Annotated in this window: 23 protein-coding genes; 13 read left to right on the forward strand and 10 right to left on the reverse strand. The window is 51.6% G+C overall.

The annotated features are described in order from the left end of the window. Positions 1 to 50 precede the first annotated feature (50 nt). On the forward strand, positions 51 to 332 hold the full coding sequence (locus C2U41_RS11285; protein WP_103848785.1) for a hypothetical protein: 282 nt from the start codon (positions 51 to 53) through the stop codon (positions 330 to 332). 6 nt (positions 333 to 338) lie between these two features. Next, a complete protein-coding gene (locus tag C2U41_RS11290) occupies positions 339 to 860 on the forward strand; it encodes a hypothetical protein (protein ID WP_233901295.1) in 522 nt (173 codons plus the stop codon). A 29-nt stretch (positions 861 to 889) separates the two neighbouring features. Here the strand turns inward: C2U41_RS11290 and C2U41_RS11295 are convergent, their stop codons facing one another. After that, positions 890 to 1,087 (reverse strand): hypothetical protein, encoded by a 198-nt coding sequence (locus tag C2U41_RS11295; RefSeq protein ID WP_103848786.1) that lies wholly within the window; start codon positions 1,085 to 1,087, stop codon positions 890 to 892. 422 nt (positions 1,088 to 1,509) lie between these two features. Here C2U41_RS11295 and C2U41_RS11300 point away from each other — a divergent pair, with 422 nt between their 5' ends. From C2U41_RS11300 to C2U41_RS11325, 7 genes are all read left to right on the forward strand, one after another. Beyond that, positions 1,510 to 1,716, forward strand: a complete 207-nt coding sequence (locus C2U41_RS11300; protein ID WP_016156718.1) for a hypothetical protein — start codon at positions 1,510 to 1,512, stop codon at positions 1,714 to 1,716. Between the two features lie 13 nt (positions 1,717 to 1,729). Next, positions 1,730 to 1,891 (forward strand): YdaE family protein, encoded by a 162-nt coding sequence (locus tag C2U41_RS29515; RefSeq protein ID WP_181013973.1) that lies wholly within the window; start codon positions 1,730 to 1,732, stop codon positions 1,889 to 1,891. Between the two features lie 140 nt (positions 1,892 to 2,031). Next, on the forward strand, positions 2,032 to 4,878 hold the full coding sequence (locus C2U41_RS11305; protein WP_103848787.1) for a RecE family exodeoxyribonuclease: 2,847 nt from the start codon (positions 2,032 to 2,034) through the stop codon (positions 4,876 to 4,878). Positions 4,879 to 4,892: 14 nt separating this feature from the next. Continuing rightward, positions 4,893 to 5,933 carry a RecT family recombinase gene (locus C2U41_RS11310; protein ID WP_103848788.1) on the forward strand — a complete coding sequence of 347 codons (1,041 nt, stop codon included), beginning with the start codon at positions 4,893 to 4,895 and terminating at the stop codon, positions 5,931 to 5,933. A 39-nt stretch (positions 5,934 to 5,972) separates the two neighbouring features. Further along, positions 5,973 to 6,215, forward strand: coding sequence for a DUF4060 family protein (locus C2U41_RS11315; RefSeq protein ID WP_103848789.1), 243 nt, complete (start codon positions 5,973 to 5,975; stop codon positions 6,213 to 6,215). Between the two features lie 64 nt (positions 6,216 to 6,279). Further along, entirely contained in the window at positions 6,280 to 6,552 is a 273-nt protein-coding gene (locus C2U41_RS11320) for an excisionase (protein ID WP_057107390.1), read from the forward strand. Continuing rightward, on the forward strand, positions 6,521 to 7,606 hold the full coding sequence (locus C2U41_RS11325) for a tyrosine-type recombinase/integrase (protein ID WP_103848790.1): 1,086 nt from the start codon (positions 6,521 to 6,523) through the stop codon (positions 7,604 to 7,606). The genes C2U41_RS11320 and C2U41_RS11325 overlap by 32 nt, the downstream gene beginning before the upstream one ends. 336 nt (positions 7,607 to 7,942) lie before the next feature. Here C2U41_RS11325 and C2U41_RS11330 read toward each other — a convergent pair whose 3' ends face one another. Genes C2U41_RS11330 through yobA form a run of 3 tightly spaced genes read right to left on the reverse strand, consistent with a single transcriptional unit; the run spans position 7,943 to position 9,552 of the window. Then, on the reverse strand, positions 7,943 to 8,281 hold the full coding sequence (locus C2U41_RS11330) for a YebY family protein (protein ID WP_003034934.1): 339 nt from the start codon (positions 8,279 to 8,281) through the stop codon (positions 7,943 to 7,945). Positions 8,282 to 8,301: 20 nt separating this feature from the next. Continuing rightward, positions 8,302 to 9,174, reverse strand: a complete 873-nt coding sequence (gene copD, locus C2U41_RS11335; RefSeq protein ID WP_032935389.1) for a copper homeostasis membrane protein CopD — start codon at positions 9,172 to 9,174, stop codon at positions 8,302 to 8,304. A gap of 3 nt (positions 9,175 to 9,177) precedes the next feature. Beyond that, complete coding sequence (gene yobA / locus C2U41_RS11340; RefSeq protein ID WP_003034928.1) at positions 9,178 to 9,552, reverse strand: CopC domain-containing protein YobA; 375 nt, start codon at positions 9,550 to 9,552, stop codon at positions 9,178 to 9,180. A gap of 143 nt (positions 9,553 to 9,695) precedes the next feature. On the opposite strand from yobA, the gene C2U41_RS11345 reads away from it, so the two are divergent. The 3 genes from C2U41_RS11345 to exoX all read left to right on the forward strand — a co-directional run bounded on the left by C2U41_RS11345 (position 9,696) and on the right by exoX (position 11,375). After that, positions 9,696 to 9,911, forward strand: a complete 216-nt coding sequence (locus C2U41_RS11345) for a DNA polymerase III subunit theta (RefSeq protein ID WP_103848791.1) — start codon at positions 9,696 to 9,698, stop codon at positions 9,909 to 9,911. Between the two features lie 121 nt (positions 9,912 to 10,032). Then, on the forward strand, positions 10,033 to 10,689 hold the full coding sequence (locus C2U41_RS11350) for a carbon-nitrogen hydrolase family protein (RefSeq protein ID WP_003841657.1): 657 nt from the start codon (positions 10,033 to 10,035) through the stop codon (positions 10,687 to 10,689). Positions 10,690 to 10,712: 23 nt separating this feature from the next. Next, positions 10,713 to 11,375 (forward strand): exodeoxyribonuclease X, encoded by a 663-nt coding sequence (gene exoX / locus C2U41_RS11355; RefSeq protein WP_003833802.1) that lies wholly within the window; start codon positions 10,713 to 10,715, stop codon positions 11,373 to 11,375. Here the strand turns inward: exoX and ptrB are convergent. The 4 genes from ptrB to yebG all read right to left on the reverse strand — a co-directional run bounded on the left by ptrB (position 11,366) and on the right by yebG (position 15,026). Next, the gene (ptrB, locus tag C2U41_RS11360; protein ID WP_103848792.1) at positions 11,366 to 13,420 is read right to left on the reverse strand and encodes an oligopeptidase B; all 2,055 of its coding nucleotides are present in this window, start codon (positions 13,418 to 13,420) and stop codon (positions 11,366 to 11,368) included. The two genes, exoX and ptrB, sit on opposite strands and share 10 nt — an antisense overlap. Positions 13,421 to 13,506: 86 nt before the next feature. Further along, positions 13,507 to 14,166, reverse strand: a complete 660-nt coding sequence (locus tag C2U41_RS11365) for a tellurite resistance TerB family protein (RefSeq protein WP_016150461.1) — start codon at positions 14,164 to 14,166, stop codon at positions 13,507 to 13,509. Between the two features lie 94 nt (positions 14,167 to 14,260). Further along, positions 14,261 to 14,614, reverse strand: coding sequence for a protein YebF (gene yebF / locus C2U41_RS11370; RefSeq protein ID WP_003034909.1), 354 nt, complete (start codon positions 14,612 to 14,614; stop codon positions 14,261 to 14,263). A 121-nt stretch (positions 14,615 to 14,735) separates the two neighbouring features. Further along, positions 14,736 to 15,026 carry a DNA damage-inducible protein YebG gene (yebG, locus tag C2U41_RS11375; protein WP_003034906.1) on the reverse strand — a complete coding sequence of 97 codons (291 nt, stop codon included), beginning with the start codon at positions 15,024 to 15,026 and terminating at the stop codon, positions 14,736 to 14,738. A 131-nt stretch (positions 15,027 to 15,157) separates the two neighbouring features. On the opposite strand from yebG, the gene purT reads away from it, so the two are divergent. Then, positions 15,158 to 16,336, forward strand: a complete 1,179-nt coding sequence (gene purT / locus C2U41_RS11380; RefSeq protein WP_003034904.1) for a formate-dependent phosphoribosylglycinamide formyltransferase — start codon at positions 15,158 to 15,160, stop codon at positions 16,334 to 16,336. Positions 16,337 to 16,404: 68 nt separating this feature from the next. Here purT and kdgA read toward each other — a convergent pair whose 3' ends face one another. Then, complete coding sequence (gene kdgA / locus C2U41_RS11385; protein WP_103848793.1) at positions 16,405 to 17,046, reverse strand: bifunctional 4-hydroxy-2-oxoglutarate aldolase/2-dehydro-3-deoxy-phosphogluconate aldolase; 642 nt, start codon at positions 17,044 to 17,046, stop codon at positions 16,405 to 16,407. Between the two features lie 34 nt (positions 17,047 to 17,080). Then, the gene (edd, locus tag C2U41_RS11390) at positions 17,081 to 18,892 is read right to left on the reverse strand and encodes a phosphogluconate dehydratase (RefSeq protein ID WP_003841668.1); all 1,812 of its coding nucleotides are present in this window, start codon (positions 18,890 to 18,892) and stop codon (positions 17,081 to 17,083) included. Positions 18,893 to 19,082 lie beyond the last annotated feature (190 nt).

Consider the following 19,082-nt stretch of genomic DNA (forward strand, 5'->3'; position numbering starts at 1 on the left):
AAGCTGTAATTTTGTCCTTTAAACTTTGTCTAGTTGTTATGGAGGAAATAGTGAGTACAACTCAAACCATTGATTTACCACATTTTAATGATGTATTGGAATCCAAAAATTATATTGAAACCAATGCTGACGGAGTCGTAACTATTGGAACTCAAAACAACGGTTACGATATTTTTAATTTTGTTTTTCTCAATAGTAACCCCGTGATCGGTCAAGAAAATGGTGAGGTTGTTGTTACTGGCATGCAACGTACTAAGGTAGTGTCAGTGACCCTTAGCAAGCAAAAAGCCTATGATTTTTACGAGTCGTTAAAAAATCTGTTCGAGGAATAAAAGCTGATGGATGCGGCTCAATCATCTCTCGATGATGGTAAGTTACTTATCGCTTACTCTGATAAGAGTGGTTCTACAATAGGTTTAGAGTTTTCTGCTGTAGCATCGAGTCAGGCAACATTTTTGATGGGTGCTTGTAGTGTTGCCGCTTCCGGTAAACAAAAACGGATTGTCACATCGACCGCAATGGATGATACTGAGATCATTCAAACAGCAACTGATGATGGGGGTGACAACATGGAAAAAAGAATAGCCATTCTTGAAGTTGAAGTTTCCCACATCAAGCAAGATGTATCAGAAATTAAAACTGCCGTGTCGAAAATTGATACCACGGCGAACTCCTTAGATAAAAATATGGCTGTTGTTTTAGAAAAATTATCAGCCATCAAAGATTCTTTAGATAAGAAACCTTCAGCAGATGCGGTTGATAAAAAGATATCTGAAGCAAAACTAGCGGTGCTCCTAGGGGTTCCTGGTATCATCGCCATCGGCACTGGTTTATACAAAGCTTTCAAGCATTACATGTAAAACTCTACCCGGCCGCCGAGCCGGGTTTTTTATACCCCTTTACTCACCAGCTCCGCCGCCTTCTCAAACACCTCATCCTGAACGCCATCGCCCTTCTGTCTACCCAGTCTCACCAGTTCATCAATGATGCTCGCCCGGTTAATGGGTTTTTGAACTGATACCAATCCAATCACTGCCGCGCCAATCGCCAAGCCAACCAACCCAGTCTGTTCGTCTTTATTCTTCATCGTTCCGCTCCGTTGTCCCCCCCCCAGAAAGATTAGCACCGAGTGACGAACATGCTAAATGCCTGTTCCTAACTCCAATCCCGGTCATCGTGCCGGTTTTTTTTTGCCTGCTGTCACGTAACATCCTCCATGGGCAACATGTTTTGTTTGACCACAAAGTAAAATGATGCTTTACTTGCTCCATCGCAACACGAACCACTCAGGCAGGACGCCCACGAAGTAGCCGTCCGGGGCATACGAAGACCGGAATGAGGTGGTGAGATTAACGCGCAGTAGGTTTGAAACGTTCCGCCAGCCTGGCGACAAGGGCAAACACAGAAGTGAGCTTCGCGGTGGTGAATTGCAGAGTTAAAACGCTCAACCGTGAAGATCAGCATCACGGCACCACCAGCGAAGTTCACTCAGCAATAGTGGAGAACATCATGGTTCATCAGCACTACGGTACACAGACGGTAAACCGCGGCGCAGTTCAGCCTGGAATGCTCGTCAAACACAAGGACTCAACCTGGACGGCATCAGCTAACGCTCGTGGTCGTTTGTATCTGCATCGCGGCGTTGAGATGACTTACACCAGGGATTTGCTGGTTGAAGTTTATCTGAACGGTCTGGGGAATGGCCTCAGCCATTAACGGAGAGAGTGTCATGCAAGACAAGAAATGCGGTTATTGCAGCAAGCCGGTTAAACCGGAAGAAGTAATCAAAAGCACACTTCTCTATTGCAACGGCTCACAGCTGGCTCGCAAAGAGAAAGAGTATTGCTCCAAACGTTGCGCTTCGCACGACCAGATGGCTCACGAAGGCTAACGTAAAACCCGCGCAAGGCGGGATCTACGTCCGGTGCCACCGACCAAAGTTACACCGGAATTTATAGCAAACCAAATAAGACACCCAATGGGCGCTATCAATGGTCCGGGGATTCTAACACCCAAAAATGAGGATCTCACATGGAATTCTTTAATGTGGTTAAAGCCACTCAGAAATCCGGAAAGCAAGATGCAGTGGTCTGGTTCACTGCCAAAACCGAGGCTCGCGCCAACCTGATGCTGGACGTTGCGCTGGAAGATGCTGGCATCGAAACTGGCCGTGGTAAGGACTACACCAAACCGATTCGCACTGATTTTCCGGTTGTTGATGACCTGCCAGAAGAAGGCGAAGTTGATTTCACTTGGTGCGATCGTTACGAACTGGCCGAAGACCAGCGCACCTGGAATGTTAAACAACAGGCTGAAGATGAGTCTGTCGACAACGCAGATATTGAAGACAGCACCGCAGATATTGAAGACAGCACCGCAGAAGAATCTCAGCAGTCAGAGCAGCCGAACCTGATCGTTGTCGCCACGCTGCCATTCCGTCAGCGCGTACTGGCTCAGTTCATTGGTGATGGTGAGTATCTCTATCACGTCGATGCAGCGCAGAAAAAAGAAATCGTTGGCCTCGAAATGGATACTGATGACGCGTACGTCCAGAACCTGCTGCTGGCAGCTGAGAATGTGGAAGCATTCAAAAAAGCCATTGAGCACGATATTCATAAAGTCGTGAATGCCGTTAAGAAAGTCTTCCCTGTTGACGGTAAGAAACCGGAGCTGGCAACAGTTATCCAGTTCCTGACGGTGTGGTTCAAAACTGAATACATCGATCGCGGCCTGCTGGTCAAGGAATGGCAGAAAGGCAATCGTGTAACAACCATTAATCGCACACCTTCAGGTGCGAATGCCGGCGGCGGCTTTGTCTCTGACCGTAAATTCCCGCAAACCATTCTCGGTCTGGAGCATGAGATTGCTCTGGCGTTACGTGCCCGTGACCGCGAATTTGATATTTACAACGTCCCTCTGGATATAGAACTGCAGGCAAACTCCATCATGAATAAGATGGACGATCCCGAATGGCTGGCGACTCGAGAGAGGTTCGTTTCAATTCCTGGTGGCCTGGACTACTCACGTGCCTGCATCATCGCAACAGTAAAAACCACACCAGAAGGGCTTTACGCTGATCCTGTAAAACACCAAGAATATTTGAATAGAGTGCTGACGGAAACCGACCACACAAACCCAGATCCGTTGCTCGTTGATATAGCCTGCGGTCGTTCGTCTATACCTGTACCTATGAAACAGGAAAAAGTAACGGCTGAAGAGGTAAACAAAATTCTTGCAGCTTCCCGCGGCGAATATGTTGAGGGGATTAGTGACCCTACAGACCCGAAATGGATCACAGAAGACCTCGCATCAACCGCCCAACAAAAAGATGACCGTTCACCAGTTAATGAGGAAACCACCAGCAATGTTCAGATGGAAGAAACTGTCAGTGATGAAGAACAGGCTGGTGATGAAGTGCAGTCAGGCGAAAGCAGTCTGGAAACTGGTGAAGAGTCACATACCGGCCAGCAAGCCGATGTGAAACAAAAACCAGAAAACGCGCATCAGAATGATGAATCTGCGCATCAAAACGCCCAAAAAGTGAATCAAACCGAGCCAGAAGCGCGATCTGACGAACCGGCTGTTGTGTACCCCGCTTACTTCGAGCCAGGCCGCTATGAAGGTTTGCCGAACGAGGTTTATCACGCAGCGAACGGAATCAGCTCTACCCAGGTGAAAGATGCGCGTGTGTCGCTGATGTACTTCAATGCGCGCCATGTAGAGAAAACCATTATCAAAGAACGCTCTCCTGTTCTGGACATGGGTAACCTGGTGCATGCACTGGCGTTGCAGCCAGAGCAACTCGATGAAGAATTCAGCGTTGAACCGGTAATCCCGGAAGGCGCATTCACCACGACGGCAACGATCCGCGCGTTTATCGATGTGTACAACGCAGGTCTGCCAGCGCTGCTGAGTGCAGATGATATCAAAGCCTTGCTCGAAGATTACAACGCCACACTGCCTGCTCAGGTGCCGCTGGGTGGGTCAGTCGAGGAAACTGGCCAGAGCTATATGTCGCTGCCAGAAGAGTACCAGCGTATCGAAGCGGACCAGAAACAGACCGCAACGGCAATGAAGGCCTGCATCAAGGAATACAACGCTACTCTGCCTGCACAGGTGAAAACCAGCGGTAGCCGTGATGCGTTACTCGAGCAGCTGGCAATCATCAATCCTGACCTGGTTGCACAGGAAGCGCAGAAGCCTGCGCCGTTGAAAGTGTCCGGTACTAAAGCAGATCTGATTCAGGCCGTGAAGTCTGTTAATCCGGACGCCGTCTTCGCCGACGAACTGCTGGATGCCTGGCGTGAGAATCCGCAGGGGAAAGTGCTGGTCACCCGCCAGCAGCTGAGCACTGCACTGAGCATTCAGAAAGCCCTGCTCCAGCACCCGACCGCCGGCATGTTGCTTCAGCACCCAAGCCGCGCCGTTGAGGTGAGCTACTTCGGCTTTGACGATGAAACCGGACTCGAAGTCCGTGTGCGCCCGGATCTGGAAATCGACCTGGACGGGGTGCGCATCGGCGCCGACCTGAAAACCATCAGTATGTGGAACATTAAGCAGGAAGGACTGCGCGCCAAACTGCACCGCGAAATCATCGACCGTGACTACCACCTGAGCGCGGCAATGTATTGCGAGACAGCTGCGCTGGACCAGTTCTTCTGGATTTTCGTCAACAAAGACGAGAACTACCACTGGATCGCCATCATCGAGGCATCAGCCGAACTGCTGGAACTGGGCATGCTCGAGTACCGCAAGGCGATGCGCGCTATCGCTACCGGCTTTGACACTGGCGAATGGCCAGCGCCGATCACCGCTGATTACACCGACGAACTGAACGACTTCGACCTGCGCCGCCTTGAAGCGCTGCGTCTGGCTTAAGGGAGGATTTGACCATGCAAAATACCAACATCATTACGACTGAGCAGGCTCCTAACACCATTTCCGCCAGCAACGCTGTGTTCAACGTACAGGCGCTCGGCCAGCTTACCTCTTTCGCTGAATTGATGGCGCAGTCTGCCGTCACCGTTCCCAAACACCTTGCGGGGAAACCCGCCGACTGTATGGCTATCGTCATGCAGGCTATGCAGTGGGGAATGAACCCATATGCGGTTGCCCAGAAAACGCACCTAGTGAATGGCGTTCTGGGTTATGAAGCGCAACTGGTTAACGCAGTGATTTCCAGTTCCAGCGCCATTATTGGCCGCTTCCATTACGAATACGGCGGTGACTGGGCAAAAATTGCCGGCAAAAAAGACGGCCGCGATGAATTAGGCCTGTTTATCCGGGTTGGCGCCGTACTGCGCGGAGAAGAAGAAATCACCTGGGGTGAACCAATCTACCTGGCAGATATCACCACACGTAACTCTCCATTGTGGAAAACAGCGCCGAAACAGCAGATCGCTTATCTGGCAGTCAAGTACTGGGCACGCCTGTACTGCCCTGAAGTCATCCTCGGCGTCTACAGCCCAGATGAAGTTGAGCCGCGTACTGAGAAAGAGATTAACCCGGCACCGAAGCACGTTAACCTGGCTGAAATTTCTGGTGACACCGTCACAACCACGCAAAGCGCACAGGAATCGTCGGTAAATATCGACTCTCTTGCCGATGATTTCCGCGAACGCATCGATGCTGCTCAGGATGTTGATAGCGCCAAAGCACTGCGTGCTGATATCGAAAGCGCGAAGGCCACGCTCGGTTCAGCCCTGTTCACTGAGCTGAAGAACAAAGCGGTGAAACGTTATTACCTGGTTGATTCGCGCAACAAGGTTGAAGCCGCAATCAACTCCCTACCGTCTTCGGACGAACCGAATGCAGCAGCACGTTTCGGGGAAGTTGAGCGAGTTCTTGCAACGGCGAAACGTCACCTGGGCGACGAGCTGCACGATCAGTTCAGCATCACCCTGGCGGATATGAAACCGGAATACGTTGGCTAACAGATTTGGGAGGGTTCTCCCTCCCGTTGAGGAGATGTAATGCGACTGATTAACCGCGGCAATCAGCAGTCACCGCTTGCGCGCCAGGCATGCGACATCGCTTTGGCAGCCCATCAGGAACGTTACGGCGATTATGGCCGCAGCAAAATGCGGGAGACGTACACGGTGCGGGTGGAAGGCGTAAAGGTCTGGGTGGAGGTGGTGAACCGCAAAGCGAGCTACGTGGCCACGGCGATGACCGGCATGCGCCGCCTGCGATCCTTATCCGGGCATGCCGCCTGATATTGAAATATCACAAACACTTTTCCGGCAACTTTATAATGAGTTGTCGGAAGCAGGAGGTTATATGGCCAAGCTTCTAAATTTACAGGAATGGGCAGACCTGACTTACTCAAAGCCGCCTTCCCTTTCCACTCTTCGCCGCTGGGCACGAGAGGGGCGTATTTACCCTGCCCCCCAACTGCACGGTAGGGAATATCAGGTTGAGCCTGGCGCCACGTATGTGGATCCGAGCAAAAAGAATCTGCGCCCCAAGACAAAACACATGAAGCTGCCAGCTGGCGGCACCTTACTGGAGAGACTGACTCATGGCGAAAAGGCCAGTTCGTTACGACGCTAATCTGCCCCGTAACCTGACCTATCGCAAAAGAGACAGGCTTTACAGCTGGCGAAACCAGACTACCGGCCAGGAAATATCTCTTGGCCGGATCGACAGAAAAGACGCCGTCGCCCAGGCAATCGAAGCCAACAACTACATCGACCAGAACTACCTCCCGTCCTCACTTCTGGACCGCATTAAGGACGCGCCGACTTTCGCGGTGTCGGCGTGGCTTGAGCGATACGAGGTAATTCTGGAGCGAAGAGAGCTGAAGCCCAATACGATGAAGGTCAGGCGAAATCAGATCGCCACTATTAATGATGAGTTCGGCCGCACGCCGCTGTCGTCAGTCAGCACAAAGGACATATCGAACTTCCTGGAGTCATACATCCTCTGTGACAAGAAGAGCATGGCTGCCGGCTTGCGGTCAGTGCTGTTGGACATATTCAGGGAGGCAATCGTGGAGGGGCATATAGAGAGGAACCCGGCGGAGCCTACAAGAACGCCAACGCCGAAGGTTAAACGTGAGCGTTTGCTGCTCGAGCATTTTGTTGTGATCAGGGAGGCGGCTTTCACTCATTCGGAATGGCTGCCGAATGCGTGCGATCTTGCCCTGGTGTCTGGGCAGCGCCGCGAAGATATTTCGCTTTTCCGGTTCAGTGATGTAAAAGAAGACAGGTTGTTCGTTACTCAGGAAAAGACCGGGCACAAACTGGCGCTTCCACTCGATTTGAAACTGGAGGCCGTCGACCTGGTCTTGGGGGATGTGATCGAGCGCTGTAGGGTGAATAATCCAACTGATTTTATGCTTTATTCACCAGTAAGGCGCGGAGGTAGAAAGCCGGGGCCGTTAACCCCAGACGGATTAACTCAGGCGTTTGCCGACGTTCGTGATGCGACTGCTTTAAAATTTGGCCCTAACCCGCCTCCGTACCATGAGATCAGGAGCTTGGCGAGCAGACTCTATGAAAAGGAACGTGGCGAGGATTTTGCACAGCGATTACTGGGCCACAAAAATTTAACAATGACGAAAAAATACCTGGACGCACGCGGTGCAGAGTATGTTATGGTTTAGACAGGATATGGACATTTCGAGTAATTTTCGTGGGATTTCGTGAGGACGCCGAAAAAACCCATATAAAACAAAGACATAAAAAGAGACCGAATACGATTCCTGTATTCGGTCCAGGGAAATGGCTCTTGGGAGAGAGCCGTGCGCTAAAAGTTGGCATTAATGCAGGCTAAGTTACCCTGCCATTTAAGAATAGATGACAGCGCCAGGTTTTCCAGTCCGCGACTAAAGTGGCCGGAAAAAAAGGACGTTTGTTACGCATCCAAACGCAAAAACCGCAAGTTCTCGTGTGAGATCCTTGCGGTTTTTTATTGGAAATCAGAGCGCTACATCTGACAATTAGCAGAGCTTTTCTGCACGCTCCACAAACGGTGCCAAGCTCATTTTTTCGCCCGGTTTCGCCGGATCATCAATCTGGATAATCTCGATCGGCTTTGCCGTGGTTTTTCCGCTCTCCATCTGCTGTCTGGCAACATCATTCAACGGGTATTGCACCAGCGTACTGGGATTGATGACATACAGCGCGTTACCCGGGCGGCAGGTCAGCATCACCTCTTCCCGATTAAACGCCCACTTATCTTTGCCAACCTCAAAACGGCTGACGGTAATGACCTGCGGCGCAGCCAGCGCGGCTCCGGAGCTTGCCAGGAGTAATAAAGAGATAATGATTTTTTTCATGCGTTTCGCCAGTCCATCAATCAGAAAGGTTCAAGGGTTGCAAACAGGCTGACAATTGCCAGCACAACGGCTCCTATACCCCATTCCAGCTTGGTCATCCAAATAAAATAGAGAGTCATGCCGCGGTTATCCTGCTGCATGCGTGGTACCAGAACATACCGATTCACCAGCGCAATCGCCACCATTAGCATGACCAGGGCACCTTTTAACAAAAGCAGTCGCCCGTAAGCCATGTGCCAGGGAACAGAAAAACCGACAATAAACAGCACATTCATAATACCGGTAAGTAAAACACCAATAACAAAAAGATGCCCGTAGCGGGAGAAACGCATCATGGTGCTGATGGCCTGTTCTCGCCAGCGGCCATGCGCCATTCGCATACAGTAAAGTACGGGTAGCAGGCCACCGAACCAGGCGGCGGCGCATATCAGATGCAAGGCATGGTTAACCTGCTGGATTGCCCCAGTAATACCACTATGCAGCGTCGCATGCCCGACGCCAGCCAGCAAAATAAACTGCGCAATCGTCAGCATTAACAGCCGTCGCGGCATGCTACGCGGTACGATAATAACCACCACCAGAGTGACCAGCGCGAGGATAATCTGCCATAACCAGACGCCGCCAAACTGCGTTTGCAACACCGCGCCCCATACATCTGTAGAGATAACATCCCGCCAGCCTGAGCCCATTAACCCGCCCTGGATCGCCAGCATCAGCGTCGCGCTGATAAAGCTCCACGTTGCGGCATGCCGTTGCAGACGCAAAAAACGACGCATCATTAAACGACGAACCGAAACGGGAGCCAGCCATGCGCCGTAAAGCGCACAGCCAAACACCAGCATCAACGTGGTAAAATGGATAAACCGTAATGCAACCCAGGTAAATGCCAGCATCGGTTATTTCACGCTAAAGGTATATTGCCCCTTCGTCTTGTGACCATCCACGGAAACAACGTGCCAGTCGACCGTATATTTTCCAGCTTCAAGTGTTTGATCAAGCGGAACAATCAGCTGTGTTTTGTCCTGCTCACTGCGTGACGCCTTACCCGTTTTGATCTGTTCTTTGTTTGGACCTGTTAGCTTTGCGCCGCTGAATCCCGGCTCTACGCCTTCAGAAAAATTCAGCGTCAACGCCTGAGGAGATGCCGCAACCTCGGCATTAGCCGCCGGGCTTTGTTTTGTGAGGTGGGCATGCGCCAGGGCGGCGGGCGTTGCCAGCACGCTGGCAAGTACGATGAGAGCGCTGCGAAGCATAGATGCAGATGAAGCCATTTCAACTATTCCTTTTTGTTATGTCTAATCTATAGAGAATAACCTTCTACAATGATCGAGTCGAGAATCATCATTTCGGTCTTGCCATTAATGCACACTCTTAGTAACTTTGCGCGCCGAAAGACAGAGAAAAGGAGAAGCCCATGAACATCAATCTGGCCAAACTTGAGCAAGCGGAAATGGATAAGGTCAATGTTGACCTGGCCGCTGCGGGTGTAGCGTTTAAGGAGCGATACAACATGCCGGTTGTTGCCGAAGTTGTTGAGCGTGAACAGCCCGAACATTTACGCGACTGGTTTCGCGAAAGACTCATCGCGCACCGACTGGCATCCGTTTCCCTTTCACGTTTACCTTACTAGCCTAAAGTTAAATAAAACTTATACTACGTTACGATTCCTTACATGATGGCTGCTACAGTATAAGTATATTCTTAATCTATACTTTCAGGATGATTGTAGACACTATGAAAAGGAAATCATTATGTCACACTGGAAAATCGCAGCAGCGCAGTACGAACCTCTTCACACCTCAGTTACCGAGCATGTCGCACATCACCTGCAATTCATTCAGGCAGCCGCCCAATGCCAATGTGAATTGCTGGTCTTTCCTTCCCTCTCCTTGTTAGGTTGTGTTGATGAACATGACGCGCTTCCTGCCCCGCCCGATGAAGCGCTGTTAGAACCTCTCGCCCATGCCGCCGTGACTTATCGTATGACAATCATTGCGGGACTACCGGTGGAACATAACAACCGGTTCGTAAAAGGCATCGCGCTCTTTTCTCCCTGGATGACCTCGCCCTTAACGTTTCATCAAAGTCACGGAGCCTGTATCGCCAGACAGCAAAATGCCATTAGCGTAGTGGATAGCCAACCGGAAGGAATCGATATCGACCCGGCTTACTCCCTGTTCACGAGCAGTCAGTCCATTAGCGAACCCGAATTGCTCTCCTCCACATCTCGTCTACAGAGTTTCTCGCATAAGTTTGCCATAGCTGTATTAATGGCCAACGCGCGTGGCAGCAGCGCGTTATGGGATGAGCGAGGCCGATTGATTGTTCGCGCAGACAGCGGTTCTTTGCTGTTAACCGGTCAACGCACGCCACGGGGTTGGCAAGGTGATATCATTCCATTACGCTAGTCGTTTTGGGTCAGGAGCATGGCATGTTGCGCATAATAGATACAGAAACCTGTGGTCTACAGGGAGGCATTGTTGAAATTGCTTCTGTCGATGTGGTTGACGGAAAAATAGTCAACCCAATGAGCCACCTGGTACGCCCTGACCGCCCCATCAGCCCACAGGCGATGGCTATCCATCGCATTACTGAAGCAATGGTGGCCGATAAGCCGTGGATTGAAGACGTCATCCCGCAGTATTACGGCAGCGAGTGGTACGTGGCGCACAATGCCAGCTTTGACCGCCGTGTATTACCCGATATGCCCGGAGAGTGGATTTGCACCATGAAGCTCTCCCGTCGTTTGTGGCCGGGGATCAAATACAGCAACATGGCGCTGTATAAATCGCGCAAGCTGAGCGTACAGACGCCAGCGGGTCTCCACCATCACCGCGCCCTGTACGACTGCTACATCACTGCTGCACTCCTGATCGACATCATGCAGACGTCAGGCTGGACAGCCGATCAAATGGTCGATATTACCGGCCGTCCCGCGTTACTCACTACTTTCACTTTTGGTAAGTACCGCGGAAAACCGGTATCAGAAGTGGCTGAACGCGATCCGGGCTATCTGCGCTGGTTATTTAATAACCTTGATAATATGAGCCCGGAACTGCGATTAACGCTAAAACACTATTTGGATCACGCCTGAGCAGGCAGTGTTCCCTGCGCCAGTCCAATCAAAAAAGCGTACTCAAGAGCCACACCTTCGTAAGATTTAAAACGCCCGGATTTACCGCCGTGTCCGGAATCCATATCCGTGCAAAGTAGCAGCAAACGATCGTCCGTTTTCAGCTCACGCAGTTTTGCCACCCATTTTGCTGGTTCCCAGTATTGCACCTGGGAATCGTGTAATCCCGTCGTGACCAGCAGATGCGGATACGCCTGCGCGGTTACATTGTCATACGGACTGTAGCTTTTCATATAGGTGTAATACTCTTCGTCCTGCGGATTACCCCACTCTTCAAACTCACCGGTCGTCAGGGGAATTGATTCATCCAGCATTGTGGTCAGCACATCGACAAACGGCACCTGAGCAATAACACCATGGAAGCGTTCCGGGCGCTCATTAATGGCGACGCCCATTAACATGCCCCCGGCGCTTCCTCCCATGCCATAACATAACTCAGGCGCGCCATAGCCCATTTTTAGCAGCGCATCACAGACGTCGAGGTAATCATTAAAGGTATTTTTCTTGCGCAGAAACTTACCGTCCTCGTACCACTGTTGTCCTAATTCACCACCGCCACGCACATGGGCAATGGCGTAAACAAAGCCGCGATCCAGTAAGCTTAAACGGCTGATGCTGAAATCGGCATCCATGCTGGCGCCATATGACCCATAGCCATAAACCAGTAGCGGATTTTTTCCTTTCAGGAAATACTTTTGATGATAAACCAGCGAAACCGGAACCTCAGTGCCATCACGTGCCGTTATCCATACGTGTTCGCTACGGTAATTCGCCGCATCAAATCCGGGTACCTCCGTCTGCTTAAGCACACGACGTTCCCCGGTGTCCATATCCAGTTCAAACAATGTGTCCGGGGTAGTCATGGAGGAATAGCCATAGCGCAGGCGCGATGTCTCCGGCTCTGGATTATAGGCAAGCCAGGTCACATATGCCGGATCGTCAAAGGCGATCCCGACCACTTCGCGCGTTTTACGATTAATCTGCCGCAGGCTGGTTAAGCCCCGCTGACGCTCTTCTACCACCAGCCAGTCGGTGAATAACGTAAAGCCCTCCAGCATCACGTTGTCACGCGGAGGGATCAGCGTCTCCCAGGCTTGCTCATCACGAACACGGGTACGGTACAGGCCGAAATTTTTCCCCTGACGGTTGGAGCGCAGATAAAAATTGTGCTGATAGTGATCGAGACTGTATTCGTGGTCTTTGCGTCGCGCTAAAAAGACCAACGGTTCGGCATCTGCCAGTTCTGCATCAAGCAACAAAACTTCACTGGTGGTCGCACTGGCAATGTGGATAACCACATAATGCAATGATGTGGTTTTATGCAGACTGACATAAAACATGTCATCGGCTTCTTCATACACCAGCTCATCCAGTGACGATGGCGAGCCGACTGTATGTCGCCAGACCTGATACGGCAATAACGTCGTTTCGTGCTTGCGCACGTAATAGAAAGTCTGAGAATCATTCGCCCATACCAAATCCGCTTCGACGTTTTCCAGCACTTCCGGATACCAGTTGCCGCTTTGCAGGTTGCGAAAACGCACGCCATATTGCCGGCGAGAGAGATAATCTTCGGCCAGTGCCATGATGGTGTTATCCGGTGATATCGCCAGTCCTCCCAGCGTATAAAACTCGCTGTGTGCCGCGCGCTGGTTCCCATCCAACAAAGTGTCCCAATCATCCCACTCTTCACTGAAGGCAGACTGACGCTGATAAATGGCATATTCGCACCCCGGTTCATAAATATGCCGGTAGCGATAACCATTCTTCACATAGGGGGCAGAAGCATCCTGAGGCGGGATACGGTCGATAATCTCTTTCAGGACGCGATCCTGCAAAGCCTGCTGCGAGGCCATAACCTGACGGCCATACGCATTTTCTTGTTGCAGATAATCCAGCACTTCTGGCTGCGAGCGAGTGTCATCTCGCAACCAGTAATAATTATCAACACGAGTATCGCCATGCTGCGTCATGGCGTGTGGAATACGAGAAACTTTTGGTAGCATGTCATTGTTCTTTTGCTTAAACATCCTATAAGGGTGGCAAAAGACAGCAATGATGCAAGCGAAACATGCGCCTTAGCGGTAAGTAATTAACCCGGTAACGCCTGTTTTTGTTCCTTGAGATCCTGTTCAATGCCTTCACGAACATCCTGCGGGATCTTCAACGCATCGCCCAGCGCATTGAGATAACTACGTTCCATAAAGTGGTCGATATCAATCGCCGCACAGCTCAGGAAGTAAATTTCTAGCGCTTCTTCTTCGTTACGGATCCCATGCGCCAGTCGTTGAGGGTCTAACGGTTGTTCGATGGCGCGTTCAATCAGAATGCGGCCCTGCTCTTCCACGCCCGCTTCACGGAGCTGCTGCTCAATGGCGCTACGTTCTTTGGCATCAATATGGCCATCGCTTTTCGCCGCAAAAACCAGCGCCAGAATCAGACGTTCAGTTCGCTCATCCAGCGGTGAGCTTTGTGCGCCAAACTGCGGCTCATCCTGATGCGCTACGCGAACTTTATCCTTGTACTTGTTCCATAACACAGTCCCGGCAACCGCGCCGCCGCCCACCAGAAGCGCGCTGGTGCCGTATTTACTCAGTAATTTACGAGAAGATTTGTTGGCAACCAGTAATCCTGCCAGACCGCCTAACGCGCCTGGAACGAGAAGTTTACTCAGCCCTTGCTCGCCAGAAGATGACGCGGAGGAAGCTTTTTGCCCAAGAAGAGATTGTAGTTGATTTAGCCAGTTAGCCATTTTGCCCCTCAAGTACAGACGAATAATCATCAAAGCGTACCCGAGGGGATGTCAGGAAGTGTTCAGGTCATCAAAAGATGTGCAAATACCTCCGTTACTGCGGCTGATACTCCGCTGTTCCGGCTTTGCAGTCGACTTTTACCTGATAGTGAATATCCGCACTTTTACCGCGAACAGTCAGGGGAACTGACCATTTCCCGTCTTTGCCCGTAATATCGGGCGTGTTTACCCAGGCGACAGGATCGGCTTGCCCGACGCGCTTTTGATCGTCAGCCCAGCGCGCGATGCGATTTTGTTGATAATCACGTTTCACGCTCGCCGCAATACCGTTAGCGTCCAGTCCCTCACACTTGGGAAACTGGACGTTTTTGCTTTCCATATTTGCCGCAAATACAGATACGCTGGCAGACAGCAGCAGCAGGCTCAATAACGTTCTTTTTTTATACATTCTTTTCTCCTTAATCTCCCCTTCGTCATTCAGATTGCCTGTAGCAACGTGAAATAACGTCAGGGATTGCACAATGATTCAGGGAAAAGCATGGTACAAAACGTCAGGAGCGCAAGTCGTTTCAGGCAGCCTGAGTATCATCCCCAGCGTGCGCATCGTTTTCGACAGCCTGCGGCGAAGGCAGCTTGCCATTTTTCAGAATGGCGCTCAGCACATCTTTTTGCTCAGCCAGCCACAGGGAAAGCGCTTCGCGCTGCTCGTCTTCAAGCGCTACCGGCGATTGCTCCAGCCATGTGTCGAGCAGATCTGCTGTATCCAGCATTTTGTCATACGCATCGGCTTCCTTTTTGCTGGTAAACGACATTTTTTCCTCACCTTCCCGAATGACTACGTATTTAACTTCAACCGCCATTTTGCAGCCTCTTAAATTACCTGTATTTATGTACAGTATATTTTTTTTAAGCCCTGAAATCAACCTGGTAATAAAGACAGACGAAAACGTTTTCGTATATACTGCGCCCAGATAAAACAGGGGATTAATTTATGACGTTATTAGGCACAGCGCTGCGTCCAGCAGCAACGCGAGTGATGTTATTAGGTTCGGGAGAACTGGGTAAAGAAGTAGCAATTGAATGTCAACGCCTGGGTGTGGAAGTCATTGCCGTGGATCGTTACCCCGACGCGCCAGCCATGCACGTTGCCCATCGCTCATACGTTATCAACATGCTGGATGGCGAAGCATTACGCCAGCTCGTCGAGCGTGAAAAACCACATTATATCGTGCCGGAAATTGAGGCGATCGCCACGGATATGCTGGTAAAACTGGAGCAGGAAGGCCAGCGTGTTGTGCCATGTGCAAGAGCAACGCAACTGACCATGAACCGGGAAGGAATCCGTCGCCTCGCCGCCGAAGAATTGTCTCTACCGACCTCTTCTTACCGCTTTGCTGACAGTGAAGTCCGCTTTCGCGAAGCCGTCGCTGAAATCGGCTACCCCTGCATCGTGAAACCGGTAATGAGTTCATCCGGTAAAGGACAAAGCTTTATCCGTTCAGCCGATCAGCTCGCTGCAGCCTGGGACTATGCTCAACAGGGCGGTCGGGCTGGTGCCGGACGCGTTATCGTCGAAGGCGTAGTGAATTTTGATTTTGAAATCACCCTGCTAACCGTTAGCGCCGTTGATGGCGTGCATTTCTGCGCGCCGGTTGGACATCGACAGGAAGATGGCGATTATCGCGAGTCCTGGCAGCCGCAACAGATGAGTGAACTGGCGCTGGCGCGCGCGCAGGAGATTGCCCGCAAGGTGGTGCTGGCGCTGGGTGGTCACGGACTGTTTGGCGTGGAGCTGTTTGTCTGCGGTGATGAGGTGATTTTCAGCGAAGTCTCCCCTCGCCCTCACGACACGGGTATGGTGACCTTAATTTCGCAGGATCTGTCTGAGTTTGCCCTGCACGTACGCGCATTTCTCGGTCTGCCCGTTGGCGAAATCCGCCAGTATGGGCCTTCTGCTTCCGCCGTTATTCTGCCGCAACTTACCAGTCAGAATATCACGTTTGATAACGTGCAGGCCGCTGTAGGTGCGGGTATGCAAGTACGATTTTTTGGCAAACCGGAAATCGACGGGAGCCGTCGTCTGGGCGTTGTGCTGGCCACAGCACAGAGCATTGAAGATGCGGTGATACGCGCGAAAGACGCTGCCGCACAGGTGAAAGTTACTGGATAAAAAAAACGGGCCGGATGGCCCGTTACAGATTCGCAGGCCCGGTAGTGATTACCGGGCATTTTGCGCAATTATTGCTTCGCGCCTTCAACAGCCTCACGAGCCAGTTTGGTAATGCGATCGTAATCACCCGCTTCCAGCGCATCCGCCGGAACCAGCCAGGAACCGCCGATGCACAGCACGCTTTTCAGTGCCAGGTAGTCGCGGTAATTCGCTGGAGAGATACCACCGGTTGGGCAGAAACGGACCTGTGAGAACGGACCCGCAATCGCCTGCAGCGCTTTAGTACCGCCATTTGCTTCAGCAGGGAAGAATTTGAACTCTTTCAAACCGTAGTCCATACCCAGCATCAGTTCAGATACGGTGCTGATACCAGGGATCAGCGGAATAGTGCCTTCAGTTGCGGCTTTCAGCAGCGGCTCGGTCAGACCCGGACTGATAGCAAACTGTGCACCGGCTTCGGTAACTTCAGCCAGCTGTTGTGGATTCAGTACAGTACCTGCACCAACGATAGCGTCCGGAACTTCTTTTGCGATCGAGCGAATGGCATCCATCGCACATGCGGTACGTAGGGTCACTTCCAGAACGCGCACGCCGCCTGCAACCAGCGCTTTTGCCATCGGCACTGCGTGTTCCAGTTTATTAACCACGATAACCGGTACAACCGGGCCAGTGGTCAGGATTGCTTCTGCACTTGTCTTCCAGTTTTTCATCAGAGTTTTCTCTCGCCTGATTACAAAATAAGTCTTAAAAAGTGATACAGGTTGCGCCCTGTTCCGCACCGGACAGCTTTTCACGCAACGCGCTGAACATTTCACGGCCTGTGCCCACGCGCGATGCGCTGAGGTCAGGAATATGAGGCTGACGAGAAGCAAGTTCCTCTTCATCAACCAGCAGCGTCAATTCACCTGTCTGTCCATTCACACGAATGATGTCGCCATCGCGTACTTTTGCCAGCAGCCCGCCATCATAGGCTTCTGGGGTTACATGGATTGCTGAAGGCACTTTACCTGAAGCACCTGAAAGTCGTCCATCGGTAACTAACGCAATTTTGAAACAACGGTCCAATAATACACCAAGTGGCGGCATGAGTTTATGTAATTCTGGCATTCCGTTTGCTTTTGGTCCCTGATGGCGCACAACCACTACGCAATCACGGTCGAGCAGTCCCGCATCGAAGGCAGGTAATACATCATGCTGACTTTCGAAAACAACCGCGGGCGCTTCAATCACCTGATTTTCTACCGGTACCGCCGACGTTTTCATCACTGCGCGGCCGAGGTTTCCACTCAGCACTTTGGTGCCACCGTGGTGGGAGAAAGGCTGGTCAAAGGTGGCTATCACATTGCTGTCCAGCGACTTCGCCGCACCTTCACGCCAGTCCAGCTCACCCTCGTTGAGCCAGGGCTCCATGGTGTAGCGCGATAAACCAAACCCAGCAACGGTGTTCACATCTTCATGCAGCAGACCCGCGTTAAGCAGTTCGCGCATTAACACCGGCACGCCACCCGCCGCCTGGAAGTGGTTAATGTCTGCCGGACCATTCGGGTACAGACGCGCCATCAGCGGCACAATATCGGACAGATCGGAGAAGTCGTCCCAGTTAATCAGAATACCGGCTGCGCGCGCCATCGCGACCAGGTGCATTGTATGGTTAGTGGAGCCCCCGGTCGCCAGCAGCGCGACAATACCGTTGACCACTACTTTTTCATCGATCATTTTACCGATCGGCATCCATTCATTGCCGTTGCCGGTCAGACGCGTTACCTGACGAGCCGCAGCGGCGGTCAACGCTTCGCGCAGCGGCGCATCCGGGTGCACGAATGAGGATCCTGGCAGTTGCATCCCCATAAACTCCACTACCATCTGGTTGGTGTTTGCCGTGCCATAGAACGTACAGGTACCCGGTGCGTGATAAGACGCAGCTTCGGATTCAAGCAGCGCCATACGATCGACTTTACCTTCAGCATACAGCTGACGGATACGCACTTTTTCTTTGTTCGCCAGACCACTAGCCATCGGGCCGGAGGGAATAAAGATCGAAGGCAGATGACCAAATGACAGTGCCGCCATCACCAGACCCGGGACAATTTTGTCGCACACGCCAAGGAATAACGCGCCGTCGAACATATTGTGTGAGAGGCCCACAGCAGCCGACATAGCAATCACTTCGCGACTCAGCAGCGAAAGCTCCATCCCATCCTGTCCCTGGGTCACACCGTCGCACATCGCAGGAACACCGCCAGCGACCTGGCCTACCGCATTGGCTTCATGCAGCGCTTTACGAATGATGTCCGGGTAATGTTCGTACGGCTGATGCGCGGAAAGCATGTCGTTATAGGAGGTAATGATCGCGATATTGTTACGCAGCATGCTTTTCAGCGAAGCCTTGTCATCCGGCTGGCAGGCAGCAAAACCATGCGCCAGGTTACCGCACGCCAGTTGTGAACGATGAACGGTAGTCGATTTCGCTTGTTCAATACGGGCAAGGTAGGCGGAACGTGTGTCGCGAGAACGTTCGACGATACGTTGTGTTACGCGTAACAAATTCGGATTCATAGAGGCTCCTAAAATTTATCTGTCAGAGCGTTGGAAAAACAATGTGTTTCAGTTGGGTTAAAAACAGCTGAATCGCTTGTTAGCCGTAGCTCAGGGGCAAAATCGTTTCAGGCAGTGTAATAAAAAAAGCCCCGCGGGTGAATCCACGCGAGGCTTAAAAGTGCAAAAATTATTCTACAATCTGTGTTAG

It is taken from the genome of Citrobacter freundii complex sp. CFNIH4 (assembly GCF_002934505.1).
In the GTDB taxonomy this organism is placed as follows: Bacteria; Pseudomonadota; Gammaproteobacteria; order Enterobacterales; family Enterobacteriaceae; genus Citrobacter; species Citrobacter freundii.